Raw genomic sequence first — 21981 nt, forward strand, 5'->3', positions numbered from 1 at the left:
TATTAAAACTAATTTATCCTGAAAACCCAATCATCATGAAGAAAATATTTGTTTTATCTTCAAATCCTGAAAAATTTTCTGGTGCCCTAGAGCATTATGCAGAGAGAAATTTTACACCTGAATTTATTGTCACGGACGAGCATTTAAGTTTCACAGAAGGAATACAAAAGGTAATAAAAGAAAGTGATGATGAAGACTATATCATTATTTCAACCTCTCAACATCGGTTTTGTTCTAGTTTTTCACAAGATCATCTTGAAAAATGTATTGAAAAGGTAAAAAGACTTGACGGTAATTTATTGCTGGGAGGTCTCCTAAGCTTTGAAAAAGTGATCGAAGTTTCTGATCATATATTCTGGGTTGATGGTTTCAAGGGATCACAGTTCATGATTATTTTCAAAAAAACATATTCTCTTTTCCTGCAAAGGAATTTCAATGCTAAGCTGCCTCTAGATGTTTTTTTATCATCACATCTGGAAGATGTCTTTGTAATGCATCCATTCATTTCTCAGTTTGAAGATGACGGAAACCTTCAATCATTCGAAAACACCACTGATTTTCAATATATATATGACAATCCGGAAGTTTTTCTTGATGAACTTTCCCAAATAAAAAAATACTACAGCTATGAGCCATAACAGCTTTTCAGAAATTATGATCCCCACTTACATTATTAATCTGAAACATAGAGAAGACAGAAGGGAAAGTGTGTTAAAAGAGTTTGAAGGCAGACCGGAATTTGGTTGCCAAATTGTAGAGGCATGTATGCATGAGAAAGGGAATGTAGGCCTCTGGGAAAGCATAAAAAAAACGGTATCTCTTGCTATTGAAAACGAAGATGATGTGATCATCATTGTAGAAGATGACCATGTTTTTACAGAACATTATGACAGAGATGCGTTTATAAATAATATTATACAATCTAATGAGCAAGGTGCTGATATCCTGGCCGGTGGCATTGGAGGAGGCTTTAGATTTGTTGTTCCTATTACAGAAAACAGGTTTTGGATCAATCATTTCTGGTGTACCCAGTTTATGGTGGTATACAGTCGTTTTTATGATCATATACTCAATGCAGACTTTGGTCCGGAAGACACTGCAGATAACTTTTTATCACAACTGTCAGCTCATAAAATGGTATTATATCCTTTTGTCTCCGTTCAGAAAGATTTCGGATATTCTGATATTACTGCAGAGAATAATATTAATGGAAATATTGAGCATTATTTTAAAACAGCAGATCTTGCCCTTGGTATCTATCAAAAAAAGTACAAACAATTGGTTTTAAATAATAAAAAAGAGAGAACAATATAAGGTTCTCTCTTTTTCTTTTCATAAAAGATTAGCAACAGATCACTCCTGAAGGTCCACAATAAGCCTCCATACTCCCATGGACTAGACACATCACTGCCTGGCAGTTACATGATGTTGGGCCCGATCCTGCTTTAATAACTCTCATTTCCTTTCTGCTCATGTTATTTTTTATAACATTCATGCTCATTTTTTGTAATTTTTTCATGGTATTTTTTTTAATTAGTAGTACAGTAATTACCAATAAATTCTAGTGGGGCTTACATTATACCTGTTTGGGATTTTTGCAGGTACTTTTTCGGGGTTGTATACTTTTTTAAGCCAAAACATATGAAACATAATTGCCTCATATTTGTTTTTATAAATAACTTTTCCATTATCAAATTTTACTCTCCCCGTATAGCCTTCCATAAGAATAAAATCAAAATGAGTTCTGAGAATTCCTTCTCTTTCAGCATTTTTCATGATATGGGTAAAACTTTCAATTTCTGTTTCAATTTCGAAAATAGGAATACCTTCTGCTAGATCGTCCCAAACAAAATTACATTCATCAAAACAGAAATGATCCGGCATAGAAAAGACCTTTTTATAATCTTTACTTCTTTTAAAGAATGTATTCAGTAATTCATTATTCCTGTACAGACCAAAGCATCCGGTGGTATAATCATCTCTTACACTGATATAATCATAGCTATCGAGAAATTCATTGGTAAAAAAAGCTCTTATATCTCCGTAAATAAGATCGAGATCACAGTGCCCCCAGAAATCATATCCTTCTATAAGTTCCGGAAACATAAAAGCATACGCAGGCTTAAAATCACATAGCTTATAAGGATAATCTATGTTGATTGGAAATCCAAGTTTATCAGATGTATCGCAGATGATATCTTCCAGATTTTTATGGACTATTTTTACATTTGCAGGTACATTTTTTACCTCTTCTGTATTATCAGTTATAATCACAAAATCTACACTTGGATTAAAAGCACAAGAATGCAGGTAATATGGCATATACCAGGGATATTTGCCGTACCAGCATGTAATTAAAACTAAACTTGGTGTATTCATAGGTTAAAAAAATTCTGTAATTGCAGAATTGCAATTACAGAAAAAATAAGTTATTTTTGATTGATTAGCAGCATTTTGCTGGCCATCCACCGCCACATATAGCTCTCATACCATTCATATAGCAGTACTGTGAGTTACAGTTACAAGTTCCTGGCTCACCTCCTGAACCCGCTTTGATTACTCTCATTTCGTTTCTGCTCATTTCGTTTTTCATAGCATTTAAGCTCAACTTTTGTAATTTTTTCATAGAAATTTGTTTTAATTTGTTTGCCTACTCTTTAGATTTTCGGCTTCCTCTTTGTATAATTATTATAATAATTTTCTTCTTTTATCTGTATTCAACCTCCAATTCCTTTACAGAATCGAGCTGTTCATTCCATTCGTCCTCAATAAGATCCGGCATAAATATTTCCATATATTTTTTATTGAGTCTCACGGGATATGCATAATCATTGATAAAGTAATGCGGTGTGAAAAACAGGTTATTCTGTAAATTTTCATAAGAAACAGAAACCAGTTTATTCAGCAGAAAGGTTCTGTTATCAAGAGTTGTACTATATTTTTTCAACCATTTCTCTGCCTGTCTGTGACTATACCAGTCATGAAGAGCTTCAATAAATTTGCTTTCGCCTTTTGTTTGATAAATGTTCAGGAGCTGGATCAACATCTCTTCTACTTCAGCCGTTACTACACCTGTCATATTAAATCTGATTTTAATGTTGACCTGATTTTTATATTGGTTGTAAATTCTCTGCAAGAAATCATGCGCTTCTCTGCAGTATCCGCACAAAGGGCTTGTAATAAAAGTAATTGTAACAGGAGCATTTGGATTTCCCAGCAGGACTGGCTCAGCTTTTAAAACAAGGGGTTCTGTGCTTGTAAGAATATTTTTAAAGTAAGGATAATGTCTTATATATCTTGAGTCAAACTCCGCATCCTTTTTCAGCACTGCATAGGTTATCAAAGCTTTTTTAATAAAAATATAGGTTCCGGAAAAAGCGATCACTACTGATGACAAAAGCAAAACTGTTAGGAGGTCAAGATGTACATTATTCAGTATCTCCGTCATGTTAAATGACAAATAGATAAGCTGTGCATAAATTACTCCTATGATACTCAAACATATTGGACACCACTTCTTTTCTACTTTCATCTGGAAATAAACAGAATATAATGTAAATGGTATACATCCCAGCAGAGAAAGAGCAATTAAAAAATAATAATTATTGATAAGCTCCTTATTAAAAACAAGCAGTGAAAAAAGCTGAATCCCAAAAAGAAAAACACTAAGATCACTCAATTTGAACCCTGCAATTTTTCCTTTTTCAGAGTTTATAATCTGGCTGCAGCTTGACTTCTCATTTCCATCACAAAACTGCGCAGAAAAACCAGACTCCAGTCCCAGCTCAGTTTTTATAGCTTCAAAGGCTAAAAGCAGCCCCATCATTGTAATCGCACCGAAACCACTTAGAAACCAGCCTCCGATAAAATACAACACTACAAATACTGCACAAAAGATGAATGCTGGCAGTAGTTTATTGTAAAAGACATTAGAGGGTCTTATGATTTCTCCGTTATTCTCAGCGGCCAGTACCGCACCAGTCCACAAACTCTCCATTTCAGGAATGGAGATAGTCTTCTGCACACCCTCATGATCTGTATATAAAACCGATTGCGCCTTTTTTTCAATATATGATAAAATCAAATGCCCGTTTCCTATATCTAATATGGTAAGAAAAGTTTCCGGTAAATGATCAAAATCCTGAAAATCAATCGTAAAGGCACCATTTGGAATACCAAAAAAACCAAGAGCATCACTGAAAGCCAGAAGACTAGGTGTCTCCGGATGCGATTCTACCTGATAGATGTAATCATTCTTATCAATTTTTACATCAATCGATTTCAGATATAAAAAAACAGCGTTAATTTCTTTTCTTAATTCCATGGTTATAGTTGAATTGTTGGTACTATCTTTCGATGGTATTATCGTTTTCCCGGTGATATTTTTTTATTGCTTCGGCCTGTTGATTCATCTTATTCATGATTTCCAGACTTTTACTAACATCTGCCATACTTTGCATCAAAACAGGCAAGGGATCATTTATGAAGTTTTCTTTATTTTTAATGTAGGCTTCTTTTGACATCAAACTCTCATCCATTACTGATTCTGTTTGCAATGCAGACCGGACATTTTTTTTACTGCCTTTCAATTTCCATAGATATTCATTATCAGCATCTTTCAGCTCTATAATCAACCCTGGAAGCCCCATAAAAACATAGGGACCATCAAAAACCGGAATCTCCTGTGTAAACCATGCAATCCAATGCCTTCCTCCATAATCAGTTTCAGCCTTCTGCACCTGTAATGTTTCAATATTCCTTTTTTCCGGTAGAAGTTTCCAATGAAAATCGGCAGTTTCCTTATAGGAAATCACTCCTATGAACAAATCATCTTTCAGAATAACAGATGAATTACCAAGATCTTTTATTACCTTAAAATTCATTGTTCCTAATGATAAAACTGGGGATTGTGTTGTGAAAAGAGAATCAGATTCCCACTTTTCTTTTCGAATGAATACAGACCTTTTATCAAGACTGTCCAGATAAAATATGTCGGTCTTTATCGTCTTATTTTTGGTAGAGGGTTTATAGGTAAGTTCATAATAAAAACGATGAACCTGCCCTATACAGGTACAGGAAAATAAAACTACAAATAAAACGAAAAGATTAATTTTTTTCATTTTGGTCTTCATGGTACTGAGTCAAATATATCTCTTTTTATGGAAATACAATACTTCTGTAACAATTTACAGTAAAGAAAATTACGAAAAAGGAAACTATTGTCTCTAAATGATATTATAAATCAAGTAGATAAAATTTTCTTTATGAAATAAAAGAATTATGATGAAATTTTACAAATATCCTTTATTGGTGAAAAAAAAATTCAAAATTTAAATTATGAGATAAAAAAAAACACCATAAAATAGTGTTCTTTTTGTTCTATTTGTAACTGAAAATAGTTCTTAAAATCCTAAATAATGTTAAATTCTATTTCTCAAATAACATTTTCGTAATAAAATCTCTCTCTCCTTTTCCTCTTGCCGGAGAATATTCTCTTCCGTAGAAAATAATCTGAAGGTGAAGTTTATTCCATACTTCTTCAGGGAATAATTTCTTGGCATCGCGCTCTGTTTCCACCACGTTTTTTCCTGAAGTAAGTTTCCACTGTGTCATCAGACGATGAATGTGGGTATCTACCGGAAAAGCAGGAAATCCGAAACCCTGACTCATCACCACTGAAGCAGTTTTATGCCCTACGCCCGGAAGGGCTTCCAATTCTTCATAAGTTTGCGGAACGATACCATTATGACGTTCCAGCAGAAGTTCTGCCATTCTTTTAAGGTTTTTGGCTTTGGTATTGGAAAGTCCGATTTCTTTGATGAGTTCTTTGATTTCAAATTCTTCCAGCTTGGCCATTCTTTGTGGAGTTCCTGCCACGGCAAAAAGATCAGGCGTTACCTGGTTAACTTTTTTATCTGTGGTCTGCGCAGAAAGTGCTACGGCCACCATTAATGTATACGGATCGGTGTGATCTAACGGAATAGGTGTAGTCGGATATAATTTATCCAGTTCTATCTGAACGAGCTCAGCTCTTTGTTTTTTTGTCATGTAACCCTTAAATTTGAACAAAATTAAATCATTATGCTGAAAGTTGGAGATAAATTACCTGAATTTGAAGGATTCAATCAAGACGGAGAAACGGTAACCTCATCAAAGTTAATAGGAAAAAAACTGGTGGTTTTCTTCTACCCGCAAGCGAATACACCAACCTGTACAGTGGAAGCCTGCAACCTGAGCGATAATTATTCCAAGCTTGAAAAAGCAGGGTATCAGTTACTGGGAATAAGTGGTGACAGTGTAAAGAAACAGAAGAATTTCCACAGTAAATTTGCATTTCCTTATGATCTTATCGCGGATGAAAACCGTGATATCATTGAAAAATTCGGGGTATGGCAGGAGAAAAAAACGTTTGGAAAAACGTATATGGGAATTGTAAGAACCACTTTTATTTTTGATGAAAATGGTATTTGTACAAGAGTGATTGAAAAAGTAACGTCAAAGACTGCTGCTGAGCAGATTCTGGAAGGATAATTTTTTTTGAAACACAAATATCACAAATGCTTTCACAAATAACACGATTTATATCACTGTGTTATTTGTGAAAATATTTTTATAATTGATCTTATTCTGTTTCGTAATAGTTGAGTTCTTCGGTTTCGCCTGGAAGTATGACGTGTTTTTTAAACCTCAACCCTAATTTTTCGATCAGTTTTTGGGAAGAAATATTATCCTTTGAAATAATGGCTGATATTTTTGTTAATCCGAAATCATCCATTCCGATCGATTTAACCTTCTGAGCTGCTTCAAAAGCATATCCCTTACCTTCAAACTCTTCCAGCAGAGAATATCCTATATCCACGATATCAAGACCTTCTCTTTCGAAGATTCCTACTGCCCCTACTTTTTCATTGCCTTCTTTGGTTATTAAAAGATAGTTTCCAAATCCAAGTCTATCAATCTGGGGAGCAAATCTGTTGAGAATATAATTTTCGGCATCTTCAACAGAATTAACATTGCGGTTGCCGATATGTTGAATAAATTTTGGCCTGTTATAAAGGTCAAAGACGAAATCTTTGTCTTCACGGGACATGGGACGAAGGATTAATCGCTCAGTCTCATAGATATTATCTGCGTTTGGGTGTTTTTTTAGACTCATCTTTCTTGGGTTCTTCTTTTTTTTCGATTTTCAACAGTCTCGGGTTATTAGCACATTTTTTATTGTAAAGCTCAATATACGTTCCATTATCTTTTACATTGCTTATGGCACCGGTTGATTTATTTACCGTTACTGTATAATGTGTTTTCTGATAAGGACATTCTTTCGAGGTGAGTTTTCCAAGATCCAGATAGTAATTCGATTGATCTTCATGGTAATTGCCGGCAAGGTCTTTGAATTCCTCATCCACCATATATCCTTCAGCAGCTAATACAACCGCAGCCTCCTGAGCATTATCAATTCTGTCAACAAACCTCTTCAATCCCACGACATCTGTTACATAATTTACTTTACCTCCTTCTGAGTAAGCAATATAATAGAAGCTGTCTTCACTAGGGAAAAGATTGAATCCTGAGAACTGAGGAGTATAATTTACCTTACCCGAAGTCTTTATTTCCTCACCTTTCCCGTAGCTGTTGTATATCAGCACCCACGAGTCTACCCTGCTTCCTGGGTTGATCTGCTGCAAAACAGAAGGTATACTTGAAAACTTTTTCTTCTCCTGAGAATATCCTAATATCCCCAAAAGTAAAAATGTAAGAATTGTAAATCGGGTTGCGGTGTTACTCATAATTTAAAAATCAGCAGAAATATACCAAATATTACATGAACTTCTCGCCTTTCTTAAAGTTTTTCAGATCAAGAACATAGTCTTTAATGAGCTGGTCATTATCACGCGGACAGATCAGAAGTGCCTTATCTGTATCTACAACAATGTAGTTTTCAAGACCATCAATGATTACAGCCTTGTTATTATTCTTTAAACGGATGATATTCCCTTTTGAATTATAAGCAAGTAAATGTTTCAGTTTTACCGCGTTTCCGTCTTTATCTTTTTCCGTATTTTCATATACAGAAGTCCATGTTCCAAGATCGCTCCATCCCAAATCTGATGGAATCACATAAACATTCTTTGCTTTTTCCAAAATTCCGTTATCAATGGAAATTTTCTGAACCTTCGGATAAATGGTTTCAATACAACTGTTTTCTTTTTCTGAGTTGTACTCACAAGCCATAAAATGCTGCATCATTTCTGGAAGATAAAGATCAAAGGCATGATGAATACTTTTCACATTCCATACAAAAATTCCAGCATTCCAAAGGAAATCACCACTTTCCAAAAAGCTTTGGGCAATTTCAAGGATAGGCTTTTCTGTGAATGTTTTCACTTTAAAATATTCCGATCCCTTTTTTTCTACAAACTGAATATATCCGTATCCGGTATCAGGCCTTGTCGGGGTAATCCCTAATGTTACCAGATAATCATTTTTTGAAGCCACCTCAAATGCCAGCTCCACTTTCTCCAAAAATACATCTTCTTTAAGGATCAGATGATCTGCCGGCAATACAATCATCGTTGCATCCGGATTAATCTCAGCAATTTTGTTGGCCATATACAGATTACAAGCGGCTGTATTCTTCATCAACGGCTCGCCCACAATATTCTCTTCAGGAATCTCCGGAAGCTGCTGATGGGAAACAGGAACATACTCTTTATTCGTAATTACGAATATCTGCTCTTTAGGAATTACCTTGCTGATTCTGTCATAGGTCTGCTGAATCATAGTGCGTCCGGTTCCTAAAATATCCTGAAACTGTTTTGGAAATTTTTGCGTACTCATCGGCCAGAACCGGCTCCCGATTCCTCCCGCCATTATAACGCAATATCTATCTGATTTTAACATTATTAGCTACATTTTTCTACCCTCGCTAAAGGCTTGAAAGAATACTTCCTTCCAGTAGCCAGGTTCTTACAAAGATAGTTTTTTTTAACCAGACCTTCTAATAAATACTTTTCGTTGCGATACATAAAAAATTCTCCCTTTTTAAGCTCCTCGATAAAATGAAGACTATCATCCTGTTTCTCAGTATGGAAATATCTTACCAGATCTGGGCTAGCCATGAAATTGGCTTTAGGCGATTTTGAAAATTTTATGATGATAGGTTTGAGTTCTTCATCATAAACCTCAAGGCTTTCCAGAAGCATATTTCTGAAAGTTTGTTTCCATTCGTTGCCATGAGGTGAGATTCTCCGTCCATATTTTTCGAAAGCAATCAGATGTGCGAGCTCGTGAGTGAGCACAAAGAAAAAAAGCTGTGGGGTAAGGGTTGAATTTACCGTAATTTCATGCGAATTGTCCGGAAGTTTTCTATAATCTCCCAGTTTTGAATTTCTGTTTCTTGTAACTTTTATATGTATATAATAATCTGCAAACCAGATTCTTAAATATTTAAGTGTATTTTGAGGTAAGTATTTTTCTAATGATTGAATTGGCATTTTACAAACTTAATGGAATTCCTGCATAGAAATTCAATAGTTTAAGACTAAAAAGATAATTATATTTTGCCTGCGCTACTGATCCCTGTGCATTTGCATAATTATTTCTCGCCACATTGACGTCGTAGATGGTGGTTCTTCCGGCAGCATAACTTTTATCGGCAAAATCAAGAGCCAGTTTTGAGCTTTTTTCAGCTTCCACTGCAGCCAGATAGGTTTCATAATTGGCATCAGCATCAAACTGAGCTTTCTGAACATTTTGTCTTACCGTCTGTTTCTGTTGTTCTAATGTATTTCTGGCTATACTCTCATTGACCTTAGACTGTTCTACCTGAAGTTTTGTTTTTCCTTTATTGAAGATAGGAATATTCAATGATAACCCAACATTTTGCCCGAACTGATCTTTATATTGTTCAAAAAAGGTTCCCTGCACAGTACCTGGCATGGGATCAAACTGTCTGTTATAGAAAGTGTTAAGACCCGCACTTGCTGTTAACGTTGGCCAGAATGCTGTTTTGGTTACTTCAGTTTGTGCTTCGGCAGATCTTATCCTGCTTTCGGCTGCTTTGATCTGCGGTTGTATCTCATAGGCCGTTGTAAGCACTTCATCTACAGTATTAAGCTGTAAATCAAGTTTTTCCGGAACATTTACATCTTCCACGTCGAAACCCTTATAATCGGAAAGCTGTAATAGCTGGGCGATGGCAAATAAAGCACGTCCAACATTTACTTCTGCCGTTTTAAGGTTTTGCTTCTCTCTTGCCAGCGCAGCTTCTGCCTCAGCTAAAACCGTCTGGGCAGTTGTTCCAACCTGAGTTGTAATTTTTGCTCTGTCATATTGTTTCTGAGCATTATCCACAGCACTCTGAGAGATTTTAACAATCTCCTTATTCAACAAGGCAGTCAGATATTGTTGAGCAATCTGAAGAGAAATATCATTTTTAATGGTTTCAATGTCATATTGGCTTGCTTCTACATCAAACTGGGCTTTTCGTACATTTTTCTCTAATCTTCCATTATTATAGAGCAAAATATCGGCACCCAGGCCAACACTGTTATTGAATCTGTCGTTTCTAAAACTTCCCGCTCCTAATGACCCTTGCCCGAAACTCACCCCATTCGTCATACTCCCCGATACAGATGGTAAATATTCTTTTTGGGCTGCTTTAAGATTATATTCCTGGTTTTGTTTGTTATACTGATTTTGGATAACCTGAAGATTATGCTCCACTGCATAGCTTACACATTCTTTTAAGGACCATTTCTTCTGAGCACTTAAACCCAGATAACCTAATCCAAAAACGATGATCCAAACTTTTTTCATATGTATATGTTTATTTGTTTTTAATGGTCATATGGAACCGTGTTATCTTCATCAGTACTGTTATCTGTGAATCACAGCGATTTCATATTAAGATTTTTCAATATTAGACGAATTAAATATAAAAAAGTTACAGATTGAAAAATTATATTTTATTTTAAAAAAACTTTTGGGAATTTTGCACCATGACAAATGAACAATATCAGGAAGCTATCGACTGGCTTTTCGTACAGATGCCCAACTATCAGATAGATGGACAGAAGGCTTATAAACCTGGACTTGATAATATAACAAAGCTTTGTGCTTTCTTTGGAAATCCTCAGGATAAAATAAAGTGTATTCATATTGGCGGTACCAATGGAAAAGGTTCTTCAAGCAATATGCTGGCATCGGTTCTTCAGGAAGCCGGGTATAAAACAGGATTATACAATTCTCCCCATCTGATTGATTTTACGGAGCGTATTAAGGTCAACGGAAAAAACTGCAGTAAAGAATTTGTCTTTGATTTTATTCAAAAATTAAAGAAACTTCCTGAAGATATCCGTCCTTCATTTTTTGAGTTTACCACCATTATGGCTTTTGAATATTTTTATCAGCAGCAGGTAGATTTTGCTATTATTGAAGTTGGATTGGGAGGAAGACTTGATTCTACCAATATTATTAATCCTTTGATTTCGGCTATTACCAATGTACAGCTGGATCATCAGAATATTCTTGGAGATACCATCGAAGAAATTGCATCAGAGAAGGCCGGAATTATTAAACACAATACGCCTATTATTTCCGGTGACGAAAATGAAGCTGTAAAAAATATTATTAAGGAGAAAGCAGCGAAAGAAAATGCTCCTTTGATAGATGCCACTCTTGTTACTACAGATCTGAAATCTGATCTGAAAGGGAATTACCAGAAGAAAAATATCAGAGTCGTGTTAGCCGCTGTAGAAGAATTAAGAAAGCTTAAAGTAAATATTTCTGATGAAGCATTGGAAAAAGGACTTCTCCATGTTCACCAGAATACAGGATTTATTGGCCGTTGGTTTGAATTTTCACAACATCCGCTTACCATTTGTGATACGGGACACAATCAGGCAGGTTTGGAGTATGTTTTTTCACAATTAAATTCAATTGACAGGCACAAACATATTATTTTGGGGTTTGTGAACGACAAAAAAATAGATGATGTGATGAAATTACTTCCCGAAAATTCTGAGTTCTATTTTGCAAAACCATCCATCAACAGGGGAAGACACCCGGAAGATTATGAAAATCTGCTTCAGGAGGCGAAAATTTTTTATAAAATTTTTGATTCTGTACAGGAAGCGTATCTCTCTGCAAAAGAACGATGTACAAATGAAGAAATGATTTTTATCGGCGGAAGCAACTTTGTAGTGGGAGATTTTTTGGAAAAAAATTTGGAGATTAAAGAATAAGTCGTATATTTGCACCACTCTAAACAAGAGAACAAGTCTAGAGGGTTCTTAGCTCAGTTGGTTCAGAGCATCTGGTTTACACCCAGAGGGTCGGGGGTTCGAATCCCTCAGGACCCACAGAAAAGGAAACGAAACCTTTCAAAAAAATTCGGGTTCTTAGCTCAGTTGGTTCAGAGCATCTGGTTTACACCCAGAGGGTCGGGGGTTCGAATCCCTCAGGACCCACAAAAAATCTCTCAGATTTCTGGGAGATTTTTTTATTTTTATCCCTAAGCATTTAAATGTGTCCTGCAGTTTTCCTGATATTTATCTACCTTTGCCTACATCGAATAGCCGAACTTGAAGCAGCTCCATCTCATATCATTCAATTATCCCTACCCTCCTTCCTATGGTGGAATTATTGATGTGTATTATAAAGTTAAAGCATTATCTGATCTGGGAATAAAAATTCACCTACATTGTTTTGTAGATCAAATCCCTCATAAGATTGATCCGGAAGTCAAAGAGATGACAGAATATGTGTTTTTTTATCAAAAGAAAAAGAATCCACTTCTCTATTTCTCCGGAACACCTTTCGCTGTTGCCATCAGAGATTCTGAAACCCTACTTAAAAATCTGGAGAAGCACAAAGCTCCTATCTTGTTCGAAGGCTTGCAAACAACCCATATTATACGGTTTTTGAAGGATAACAGACACCAACTCTACCTCCGTCATCACAATAACGAATCAGAGTATTATAAAGGCCTCTCTGTGTCTGAGAAGAACCCATTTAAAAAGATTATTTACAAAATTGAATCTGTGAAGTATTCCGGATATCAGAAAAAACTTTTAACAAAATTTGACGCTGTATTCTGCCTGTCTGAGAAAGAATATCATGAAGTTGAATCCTATTCAAAAAATGCACACATGATTCATATCTTTCACGGTAACGAATCGGTAAAGGAACTGGATCAAAAAGGAAAGTATTTTCTATTTCATGGAGATCTCACCACTGCAGACAATAAAAGAGCATTAAATGAGACTATCGGTTTATTTAAAACGCTTCCGCAATATCAACTGGTTGTTGCTTCCGATCGTGCCAATGAAGAGATTAAAAACAAAATCTCAGCAGTTGAAAATATCAGCCTCACTCCTATTCAAACCACAGAGAACCTTTATCGTCTTCTGGAAGGTGCTCATGCCAATATTTTGATTTCTTACCAGAATTCAGGAACGAAAGTGAAGTTTTTCAACACGCTTTACAACAGCCGTTTCGTGATTATTAACGGGAATATTACAGATGATCCTGTTTTAACAAAATTATGCCTGTATGGCGATGACATGAACCAAATCCGCCAGCAGATTATCGCCTCGGCTGAAAAAGACTATGATGACAATGAAAAAAGAAAGAATATTTTAGAAGCAAGTCACTCTGACAAAGCTAAAGCCGAAGAAATAGTAAAGCTAATTTTTAAAAATTAACCCTTTCCACCACTTTCTGGATATTAAATTCTTCAAGACAGGCCCAGTCACCTCTGTAACATTCCTTATCTCCAAAGACAGAACATGGTCTGCAGCTCAGGTCTTTTACCTGAACAACATCTTCCTCACTTTGTCCAAATCCCAGAAATCCGGCGTAAGGATGAGTAGCTCCCCAGATAGAAATACATCGGGTTCCCACAAGACTTGCAAGGTGCATATTGGCAGAATCCATAGATATCATCAGTTCCAGCCCAGCAATATAATTGAGTTCTTCCGTAAGATTTAACTTTCCGGCAAGGTTTTTTGTATTAGGAATCTCTGCTGCCCACTTTTCAAGAGTTTCAGTTTCTTTTTTACCTCCTCCAAAGAAATACACCGTATGTTTCTGAGCAAGAATTCTTACCAGTTCATACGATTTCGCCAAAGGAAGCATTTTCCCTTTATGCTGGGCAAAAGGGGCAAAACCAATCCCGGATTTTTGCGCCGAAACCGGTCTTAATTGATGAGAGAGTTCAACTTTGAAGCCCATTTCACGGAAAACATCTGCATAACGTTCCACTGTTTTTTTCAGCTGTACCTTTTCCAGATTCCAGATATCCGTAAGATGTTCTTTTTCTTCCTTGCCTTTATCAATTTTAAAGACCTTGAGCCCTTTCCTCCTGTATATTCTGTCTAAAACCTTGGTTCGGATTACATCATGGAGGTTGGCAATACAATCCGGATTAAATTCACGGATCAGTTCGTTACTCAGTTTTCTCAATCCAAAAAGACCTTTGTAATCATCCAGGTCAATCCCTTTAAAAGTTACATTAGGAATTCCTGCAAACAGCGCCGCAAAATTTTTCCTGGAAACCATAATAATTTCCACGCCGGGATTCTGCTCCAGAAATTCTCTGAAAACAGGCACAGTCATCGCAACATCTCCGAATGCGGAAAAACGATATGCTAAAATTCTGCTCACGATTATGATTTCAGTTGATAAGCAACTGCATAAAACTTGATCTGCTTGGTCATTGCCATCAATCCGTTGGCTCTGGAAGGTGAAAGAAATTCCTGTAGTCCTATTTCTGCAATAAAATCAAAATCAGAATCCAGGATTTCCTGCGTGGAATGCCCACTGTAAATACTTACTAAAAGAGAAACGATCCCTTTGGGTAAAATACCATCAGAATCAGCATTAAAGAAAAGTTTCCCATCTTTGAATTCAGCATCAATCCAAACTTTGCTCTGACAGCCTTTAATCAGATTTTCTTCTGTTTTCTTATCTTCCGGTAAGCCTTTCAGTTCTTTTCCAAGATCAATGATGTACTCATACTTTTGCTCCCAATCGTCAAGAAAAGCGAATTCGTCTATTATTTCCTGCTGTTTTTCTTTAATGGTCATTTTAAATCAAATTTCTTTTGCAAAGATAACCAATTTTGTAAAATTTATTTACGTGACGCTTTTTCAAAAAGCTGAAGAATTTTTGTCTCTTCATTCTCCCAGCAAAAAACATCCGCAGCCTTATTTAATTCGCTCTGATAATACTGTCTTCCATTCTGAAGAACAAGATTAATTGCTTTTTCAATGGTTTCAGGCCGGTGATCCGGAATAATTTCTCCTACATCAAACTGATTTTTTATCCTTTGCATTTCCGGAAAATTAATCATGACCAGCGGTACTCTCGACTGAATATAATCACAAACTTTATTAGGAAGTGAATAATAGTAGCTTACTCCGTTATTTTCTTCAAGGCTGAATCCTGCATCAGCCGTTTTGGTGATTTCCCTGAGATTTTCAGGTTTCAGTTTTCCCAGGAAAAATACTTTATCCTGAAGTTTCTCCTGAATCACGAGTTCTTCGTAATCTTTTTTCTTCGGGCCGTCACCTGCAATTTTCAGAACAGCATCTTTAATATGATGCATGGCCACAATCATTTTTTCAATTCCCCTGGACTGATTAATCGCTCCCTGATACAAAATAATTTTAGGATGATTTTCAGGAATTTCCGGTGCAGAAAGAATTTTTCTGGGAATATTTCTGACCACTACCGGATTGACATTATATTGTTCATGGAACCATTCAGCATAGCTTTCACTTTCTGTCATCATCAGTTCCATATGAGGAATCAGCTTTCTTTCCAGCACTCTCCAGAATTTCTGAGAAAATCTGTTTTGAACCGATGGCATTTCCGTGAAAATTTCATGGCTGTCAAACACCAAAGGGATGTTCAGTTTTCTGGCAATGAGATAATTTGGCAGAAGTGCATCAATATCATTGGCATGGAGAATCGTATCTTTGTCCGCTTTTTTCTTCAGTTCTTTGTATAATTTCCAGTTGAATTCAAAATAAGCGGTCTTCAGGCTTTTAGACTTCAATCCTATTCTGGAAAAGGGATAAGGACGTTCCATTTTTTCATTTCCTTCCCAGTCGTTACCAATCAGGTCTATGGAATATCCGTTATCAAAAAGGGTTTTGCACACCTTCTCTATCCGTTGGTCAGTATACAGATTACTAAAAGCAGAAGTAATAATTTTTTTCCTCATCAATCTTTCTTGTCTAGTATTAAATAATAGATTTGAATGAAACAAATAAGCCCGTTTGGTATGATAACCGGCCAAAGCATTCCATTAAAGATACCATAAATGACAAAACAAATACAGCCAATCATGTTAACCACTCTGATTTTTTTTACATCTTTCAGTATGAAACTCAATACGATAAAAAGAGAAGCAGAATAGCCAATGTAAGTGGTAAGTTCAGGATTCATGGGGAAAATTTAAGGTTACAAACTTAATCATTTTCAATAAGATAATAAATTTTTTTCTGCCATAAAGTCATTAATTGATTTTTGGTAAAATATTTGTAATTTAGATAATGAATAAAAGGTAATGTTGCCTTTGTTCTAATGAGATATATTATGGATTATAAGTTTTCACAAGGTTTGAGCCAGGTGTTCAAACAAAGCAAAAGCGAAGCTAAAAGGCTGAAAAGTGAATTTCTTAATACAGAACATCTACTTTTAGGTATTATAAAAACGGAAAACTCTGCAAAAGAAATCCTTCAAAACCTTAATGCGGATTTAACACAAATCAGAAGAAAAATTGAAACTCTAAATACAGCAAGTCTTAATCCTATTTCTGAGGAGGTTACCAATATTTCTTTCACTAAGATGGCAGATCATGCGATCAAACGTGCAGAGTTAGAATGCCGACAGTATAAAAGCAATGAAATTAATACCGTTCACCTGCTTTTAGGTATTCTTTATAAATATGAGGACCCTACTTCAAATATTCTGGGAGCTTATGACATCGACTACGAAGGAGTTTCAAGAGAGTACCAGACTATGCTTAAAAATTCAGGCCAGTCTCCACAGATGAGTGCTTACGATGATGATGATGAGAGAGAGGAATTTGAGCAAATGAGAAAACCTACAGGAAATCTAGGTTCTGCAAAAAGTAAAACCCCTACATTGGACAACTTTGGTAGAGACCTTACTTCTTTGGCCAGAGACGGAAAACTGGACCCTGTGATCGGTCGTGAAAAAGAAATTGAGAGAGTTTCTCAGATCTTATCGCGTAGAAAGAAGAACAACCCGCTTCTTATCGGGGAACCGGGAGTTGGTAAATCTGCGATCGCTGAAGGTTTAGCATTAAGAATTCAACAGAAAAAAGTGTCGAGAGTTCTGTACGGAAAACGTGTGATCACTTTAGACCTGGCAAGTTTAGTTGCAGGAACGAAATATCGTGGTCAGTTTGAAGAAAGAATGAAGGCCATCATGACCGAACTGGAGAAAAACAGGGATGTCATCTTATTTATCGATGAGCTTCATACCATTGTGGGAGCTGGAAGTTCTACCGGAAGTTTAGATGCTTCCAATATGTTCAAACCGGCTTTGGCAAGAGGTGAAATTCAATGCATCGGAGCAACTACTCTGGATGAGTACCGTCAGTACATTGAAAAAGACGGAGCTTTAGAAAGAAGATTCCAGAAAGTAATGGTGGAACCGACTTCTATTGATGAAACCATTCAGATTCTGAACCAGATCAAAGATAAGTATGAAGAGCATCACAATGTCATTTATACACCTGAAGCGATTGCGGCGTGTGTCAATTTGACATCAAGATATATAACAGACCGTTTCTTACCGGACAAAGCAATTGATGCAATGGACGAAGCCGGATCCCGTGTTTATATCAAGAACATGAAAGTTCCTACTGAAATCATTGATTTTGAAAAGAAAATCGAAGATATCAAGGAACTGAAACAGAAGGCTGTAAAAGCGCAGGACTACCTTGAAGCAAGAAAGCTGAAAGATGAAGAGGAACGTCTTCAGATGGAACTTAACTCGGCTCAGGAAAAATGGGATAAGGATGTAAAAGAGAAAAAAGAAACCGTAACAGAAGAAAATGTAGCGGAAGTGGTTTCTATGATGAGCGGAGTTCCTGTAACGAAAGTTGGTAAGAACGAGCTTGATAAATTGGCCCAAATGGATGAGAAGCTTAACGGAAAAGTAATCGGCCAGGAAGACGCTGTGAAGAAAGTAGTGAAAGCTATTCAGAGAAACAGAGCTGGTCTTAAAGATCCTAACCGCCCTATCGGTACCTTCATTTTCCTTGGAACAACCGGGGTTGGTAAAACCGAATTGGCGAAGGTAATGGCAAGAGAACTATTCGAATCCGATGAATCTCTGATCAGAATTGACATGAGTGAATACATGGAGAAATTCGCGGTTTCGAGATTGGTTGGTGCGCCTCCGGGATACGTTGGATACGAAGAAGGTGGTCAGCTGACAGAAGCAGTAAGAAGAAAGCCTTACGCAGTGGTTCTTTTGGATGAGATTGAAAAAGCTCACCCTGATGTATTCAATATTCTGTTGCAGATTTTGGATGAAGGACACGTTACAGACAGCTTAGGAAGAAAAATTGATTTTAGAAATACCATCATTATTCTGACTTCAAACATCGGAACAAGAGATCTTAAAGATTTCGGAGATGGTGTAGGATTCGGAACTTCTGCGAAGAAAACCACTTCAGACTCTAGAGCGAGAAGTACCATTGAAAATGCCCTTAAGAAAGCATTTGCACCGGAATTCTTAAACAGAATTGATGATATTGTGATCTTCAACTCCCTTGTACAGGATGATATCAAGAAAATCATTGATATTGAACTGAATAAGCTTTATGGCAGACTTGAAAAATTAGGATATAAAGTGGATCTTACTGAAGAAGCAAAAGACTTTATTTCTGAAAAAGGATGGGATAAAGATTTCGGAGCAAGACCATTGAAACGTGCGATCCAGAAGTATATTGAAGACTTATTGGCAGAAATGCTGGTAAACAAGCAATTGAGTGAAGGAGAAACCGTAATTCTTGATCTTAATGAAGCAAAAGACGGACTGATCGGGAAAACGCAGAAAGCGAAAAAATCGGCTGAAAAGTCTTCTCAATCTTAATTAAATAAATAATTTAATTTCAAATAAAAAATCCCCGGGAAGTTTTCCGGGGATTTTTGTTTTATAAGCTTTGGCTGAAGCCGGATGAATTTTATTTTCTGACTAAACGGGCTAAAGCCCTTTCCTATTGATAAATGAACCCTTAAAGTCCCACCACAAAACCAATAGTTGGGATCAAACCGCTGGAAAATACACTGGAATTCTGTTTCCAAAGCACGTTATACATTAAACCCAGCTGCATAAAGGAGTTATTCCCGATCCGCTGCATATATCCTCCTCCAAGGTACAATGCATTTTCTTCTGTATTGTATTTATAATCGTAGTATTTATCTTTGTAATCAACAAAATAATGCTGATAGTTGGCTCCCACATAAAATGATCTGGCAAAATAGTAATTGACAAAAGGACCTACTCCAAACATAGTAGATTTATAGTAATCAGAAGTCTGCCACGAAACACTTCCTACCACACCTCCTTCAAAATCATCTGTAAACCTGTAACCTACTCTTGGTGAAGCAGATAGATTAAAAGCGCTGTTACTTCCAAATCCTAATCCAATGCCTCCTCCAAAAGTCCACTTGCTGTTTTCCTGTACGGGTGCACCTACTGAAATTTGGGAAAATGCTGATCCTGAGCTTATCAGCATCATAGAAATAATAAACTTTTTCATATATACTATTTTTGTTTTTAAAGTTATGTTCTCGTCTGTTTCCGTCTGCAGAGAGACTGATAAAAAGGTAATCAATATGCTATCGTTTTTATCAATGTTTAAAATTATGGTTTTTTTACGAATTTTTTAATTGTATTTTTGCCGCATCAAACTAAGAACTCCCGTTAAGAGTTTCGTAAAATTGAATACAATGAAAGTAGTAGTAGGCCTCTCCGGAGGTGTAGATTCTAGTGTTACAGCGTATTTGCTGCAGCAGCAAGGCCATGACGTAGTGGCTTTATTTATGAGAAACTGGAACGATGCTTCCGTAACATTAGAAGATGAATGTCCCTGGATTGAGGACAGTAATGATGCTCTGATGGTAGCACAAAAACTTGGAATTCCTTTCCAGGTGATAGACATGAGTGAACTTTACAAAGAGCGTATCGTTGACTATATGTTTGCCGAATATGAAAAAGGCAGAACTCCCAACCCTGACGTATTGTGTAACAGAGAAGTAAAATTCGATGTTTTTATGAAGACCGCCATGTCTTTGGGTGCCGATAAGGTAGCAACAGGACATTATGCAAGGGTAAATTCTACTTTTGATGAAAACGGAAAAGAAATTTTCCATCTTCTGGCAGGAAAAGACAACAATAAAGATCAGTCTTATTTCCTTTGCCAGCTAAGTCAGGATCAGCTTTCAAAAGCGTTATTCCCAATTGGAGAACTTACAAAGCCTCAGGTAAGAGAAATTGCAAAAGAAATCGGACTGGTAACGGCAGATAAAAAAGATTCTCAGGGATTATGTTTTATCGGAAAAGTAAGTCTTCCCCAGTTTTTACAGCAGCAATTGAAACCTAATGAAGGGGAAATCGTAGAAATTTTCAAAGATTCTCCTCTATTTTCGGAAGAAAAACTTGAATTCTCATCCAAAGAAGAAGAACTTGAATTTTTATCAAGAAAAATCCATTATAAAAAATCTGACGGAAAGGTAATCGGGAAACATCAGGGTGCCCAGTTTTTCACAATCGGACAAAGTAAAGGCCTTGGTATAGGCGGCCATAAAGAAAGCTGTTTTATCGTCTCCAGAGATATGGAAAACAACATCCTTTTCGTAGGAGAAGGAAGCCATTTCCCGGGTCTTCACAAAAAAGCTTTGAAAATAGACAATTCTGAGCTGCACTGGGTTCGTGAGGATTTGAGACTTCAGAACGGAGAATCTATGGAAGTAATGGCCAGATTCAGATACAGACAGCCTTTGCAGAAAGCAACCCTGTATCAGTTTGAAAATACTTTTTATATTGAATTTGACGAACTTCAGTCTGCTATTGCTGAAGGACAGTTTGCTTCATGGTATATTGATGAGGAGCTGATCGGCAGCGGTGTGATTTCGTAAGAGTTTCGGGGTTCGGGATTTCGGGATATAAGTTCCTGAATGTAGAGGTTTTAAGTATATTGGGATTGTTTTTTTTTAAAGAAAAGATTTTTTTGAAATTTTTCTGTAACGTTTTGTAAGTTGTCATACTTACTCAGTAAATAACAATAAAAAAACTACTATGAAAACATCTACAAAAAACCAGTATGCTTATGTCAATAATATTCTGATTGCTTTTGTCTCCGCTATTTTCGGTTATAATTTTTATCAGGCCATTGTACATCCGGAAAACTCCAATATTGCGATCAGTCTTATTTTGGTAGTCCTGACTTCCGTTATGGTTCGGAAATATGGCTATAAGCCCGCAAAAGAAGAAAAGAAAGATATTTAATATCAACAACACATAATAAAGCCCGGAACATTTTTGTTTCGGGTTTGTTTTTAATAATAAGTTTTACTTTATCTTTTCATTGACATGACCTGAGATAAAAATCAATGTAACAATACATTCTGCTATTAAGATTATAACAAGAAACCCAACAGGTTTTCCCAACAAGAACCCTCTGATAAGCTTGATAATACCCAACAATAAAATAAATCCCGCAAAATAAAGTGTTGTACTCGAAATAGCTATTTTCAAAGACTTTAGAATAAAAAGCGAAGCATAAAATCCGAGGATCAGGATGAAATAGAACCTCAGAAAGTCAGGTCCTTTAAGAATAATCGGATTAAATGTCTGATGAACTGCCATAAGCCACATAAAGCCTATCACAACCGGAACTGAATAAATGATGAGTTTTTTCATAATGATTAG

General features: G+C 36.3%; 24 protein-coding genes and 2 tRNA genes. 10 read left to right on the forward strand and 16 right to left on the reverse strand.

All coding sequences use genetic code 11. From position 1 onward, the window contains the following. The first annotated feature begins 35 nt into the window (after nt 1-35). Both LIV57_RS02580 and LIV57_RS02585 read left to right on the forward strand, forming a co-directional pair. A complete protein-coding gene (locus LIV57_RS02580) occupies nt 36-638 on the forward strand; it encodes a hypothetical protein (RefSeq protein WP_227941291.1) in 603 nt (200 codons plus the stop codon). After that, nucleotides 628-1314, forward strand: a complete 687-nt coding sequence (locus LIV57_RS02585) for a hypothetical protein (protein WP_227941292.1) — start codon at nt 628-630, stop codon at nt 1312-1314. The genes LIV57_RS02580 and LIV57_RS02585 overlap by 11 nt, the downstream gene beginning before the upstream one ends. Before the next feature lie 234 nt (nt 1315-1548). On the opposite strand, the gene LIV57_RS02590 is transcribed toward LIV57_RS02585, so the two are convergent. The 5 genes from LIV57_RS02590 to LIV57_RS02610 all read right to left on the reverse strand — a co-directional run bounded on the left by LIV57_RS02590 (nt 1549) and on the right by LIV57_RS02610 (nt 6048). Then, nucleotides 1549-2379: a DUF6625 family protein gene (locus tag LIV57_RS02590; RefSeq protein WP_227941293.1), complete on the reverse strand. Its 831-nt coding sequence runs from the start codon at nt 2377-2379 to the stop codon at nt 1549-1551. A gap of 64 nt (nt 2380-2443) precedes the next feature. After that, entirely contained in the window at nt 2444-2626 is a 183-nt protein-coding gene (locus LIV57_RS02595) for a TIGR04149 family rSAM-modified RiPP (RefSeq protein WP_110009001.1), read from the reverse strand. An 81-nt stretch (nt 2627-2707) separates the two neighbouring features. After that, the gene (locus tag LIV57_RS02600; protein ID WP_227941294.1) at nt 2708-4324 is read right to left on the reverse strand and encodes a vitamin K epoxide reductase family protein; all 1617 of its coding nucleotides are present in this window, start codon (nt 4322-4324) and stop codon (nt 2708-2710) included. A gap of 22 nt (nt 4325-4346) precedes the next feature. Further along, on the reverse strand, nt 4347-5120 hold the full coding sequence (locus tag LIV57_RS02605; RefSeq protein ID WP_227941295.1) for a GLPGLI family protein: 774 nt from the start codon (nt 5118-5120) through the stop codon (nt 4347-4349). A 307-nt stretch (nt 5121-5427) separates the two neighbouring features. After that, nucleotides 5428-6048 (reverse strand): endonuclease III domain-containing protein, encoded by a 621-nt coding sequence (locus LIV57_RS02610; protein ID WP_227941296.1) that lies wholly within the window; start codon nt 6046-6048, stop codon nt 5428-5430. 33 nt (nt 6049-6081) lie between these two features. Here LIV57_RS02610 and bcp point away from each other — a divergent pair, with 33 nt between their 5' ends. Next, nucleotides 6082-6531 (forward strand): thioredoxin-dependent thiol peroxidase, encoded by a 450-nt coding sequence (gene bcp / locus LIV57_RS02615; RefSeq protein ID WP_227941297.1) that lies wholly within the window; start codon nt 6082-6084, stop codon nt 6529-6531. Nucleotides 6532-6622: 91 nt separating this feature from the next. Here the strand turns inward: bcp and LIV57_RS02620 are convergent, their stop codons facing one another. The 5 genes from LIV57_RS02620 to LIV57_RS02640 are packed head-to-tail and all read right to left on the reverse strand — an operon-like array spanning nt 6623 to nt 10818. Continuing rightward, nucleotides 6623-7156, reverse strand: coding sequence for a GNAT family N-acetyltransferase (locus LIV57_RS02620; RefSeq protein WP_227941298.1), 534 nt, complete (start codon nt 7154-7156; stop codon nt 6623-6625). Next, nucleotides 7125-7787, reverse strand: coding sequence for a hypothetical protein (locus tag LIV57_RS02625; RefSeq protein ID WP_227941299.1), 663 nt, complete (start codon nt 7785-7787; stop codon nt 7125-7127). The genes LIV57_RS02620 and LIV57_RS02625 overlap by 32 nt, the downstream gene beginning before the upstream one ends. A gap of 31 nt (nt 7788-7818) precedes the next feature. Continuing rightward, a complete protein-coding gene (locus LIV57_RS02630) occupies nt 7819-8901 on the reverse strand; it encodes a mannose-1-phosphate guanylyltransferase (protein WP_227941300.1) in 1083 nt (360 codons plus the stop codon). Nucleotides 8902-8903: 2 nt separating this feature from the next. Beyond that, the gene (locus tag LIV57_RS02635) at nt 8904-9494 is read right to left on the reverse strand and encodes a SprT-like domain-containing protein (protein ID WP_227941301.1); all 591 of its coding nucleotides are present in this window, start codon (nt 9492-9494) and stop codon (nt 8904-8906) included. A 1-nt stretch (nt 9495) separates the two neighbouring features. Next, complete coding sequence (locus tag LIV57_RS02640) at nt 9496-10818, reverse strand: TolC family protein (protein WP_227941302.1); 1323 nt, start codon at nt 10816-10818, stop codon at nt 9496-9498. A gap of 182 nt (nt 10819-11000) precedes the next feature. Between LIV57_RS02640 and LIV57_RS02645 the strand changes: the two genes are divergently transcribed. The 4 genes from LIV57_RS02645 (at nt 11001) to LIV57_RS02660 (ending at nt 13706) form a co-directional block, all read left to right on the forward strand. After that, nucleotides 11001-12245 (forward strand): bifunctional folylpolyglutamate synthase/dihydrofolate synthase, encoded by a 1245-nt coding sequence (locus tag LIV57_RS02645; RefSeq protein ID WP_227941303.1) that lies wholly within the window; start codon nt 11001-11003, stop codon nt 12243-12245. A 42-nt stretch (nt 12246-12287) separates the two neighbouring features. Then, a tRNA-Val gene (locus tag LIV57_RS02650) sits at nt 12288-12362 on the forward strand. 33 nt (nt 12363-12395) lie between these two features. After that, nucleotides 12396-12470 (forward strand) — tRNA-Val (locus tag LIV57_RS02655). 114 nt (nt 12471-12584) lie between these two features. Continuing rightward, a complete protein-coding gene (locus tag LIV57_RS02660; RefSeq protein ID WP_227941304.1) occupies nt 12585-13706 on the forward strand; it encodes a hypothetical protein in 1122 nt (373 codons plus the stop codon). On the opposite strand, the gene LIV57_RS02665 is transcribed toward LIV57_RS02660, so the two are convergent. Genes LIV57_RS02665 through LIV57_RS02680 form a run of 4 tightly spaced genes read right to left on the reverse strand, consistent with a single transcriptional unit; the run spans nt 13696 to nt 16455 of the window. After that, the gene (locus LIV57_RS02665; protein ID WP_227941305.1) at nt 13696-14667 is read right to left on the reverse strand and encodes a glycosyltransferase family 9 protein; all 972 of its coding nucleotides are present in this window, start codon (nt 14665-14667) and stop codon (nt 13696-13698) included. The two genes, LIV57_RS02660 and LIV57_RS02665, sit on opposite strands and share 11 nt — an antisense overlap. A gap of 2 nt (nt 14668-14669) precedes the next feature. Then, entirely contained in the window at nt 14670-15089 is a 420-nt protein-coding gene (locus LIV57_RS02670; protein ID WP_137904536.1) for a SufE family protein, read from the reverse strand. Nucleotides 15090-15133: 44 nt separating this feature from the next. Further along, nucleotides 15134-16231, reverse strand: coding sequence for a glycosyltransferase (locus LIV57_RS02675; RefSeq protein WP_227941306.1), 1098 nt, complete (start codon nt 16229-16231; stop codon nt 15134-15136). Further along, nucleotides 16231-16455, reverse strand: a complete 225-nt coding sequence (locus LIV57_RS02680) for a uroporphyrinogen decarboxylase (RefSeq protein ID WP_110008987.1) — start codon at nt 16453-16455, stop codon at nt 16231-16233. Before LIV57_RS02680 ends, LIV57_RS02675 begins: the two co-directional genes overlap by 1 nt. A gap of 150 nt (nt 16456-16605) precedes the next feature. On the opposite strand from LIV57_RS02680, the gene LIV57_RS02685 reads away from it, so the two are divergent. Further along, complete coding sequence (locus LIV57_RS02685) at nt 16606-19140, forward strand: ATP-dependent Clp protease ATP-binding subunit (protein WP_202842110.1); 2535 nt, start codon at nt 16606-16608, stop codon at nt 19138-19140. A 142-nt stretch (nt 19141-19282) separates the two neighbouring features. On the opposite strand, the gene LIV57_RS02690 is transcribed toward LIV57_RS02685, so the two are convergent. Beyond that, entirely contained in the window at nt 19283-19810 is a 528-nt protein-coding gene (locus tag LIV57_RS02690) for a hypothetical protein (protein ID WP_202842112.1), read from the reverse strand. Between the two features lie 190 nt (nt 19811-20000). On the opposite strand from LIV57_RS02690, the gene mnmA reads away from it, so the two are divergent. Continuing rightward, nucleotides 20001-21188, forward strand: a complete 1188-nt coding sequence (gene mnmA, locus LIV57_RS02695; RefSeq protein ID WP_227941307.1) for a tRNA 2-thiouridine(34) synthase MnmA — start codon at nt 20001-20003, stop codon at nt 21186-21188. Nucleotides 21189-21348: 160 nt separating this feature from the next. Continuing rightward, nucleotides 21349-21558, forward strand: a complete 210-nt coding sequence (locus LIV57_RS02700; RefSeq protein ID WP_227941308.1) for a hypothetical protein — start codon at nt 21349-21351, stop codon at nt 21556-21558. A 63-nt stretch (nt 21559-21621) separates the two neighbouring features. Here LIV57_RS02700 and LIV57_RS02705 read toward each other — a convergent pair whose 3' ends face one another. Next, nucleotides 21622-21972 (reverse strand): hypothetical protein, encoded by a 351-nt coding sequence (locus tag LIV57_RS02705; protein WP_227941309.1) that lies wholly within the window; start codon nt 21970-21972, stop codon nt 21622-21624. Nucleotides 21973-21981: the final 9 nt, after the last annotated feature.

The organism is Chryseobacterium sp. X308 (genome assembly GCF_020733145.1).
GTDB classification, from domain to species: Bacteria; Bacteroidota; Bacteroidia; order Flavobacteriales; family Weeksellaceae; genus Chryseobacterium; species Chryseobacterium cupriresistens.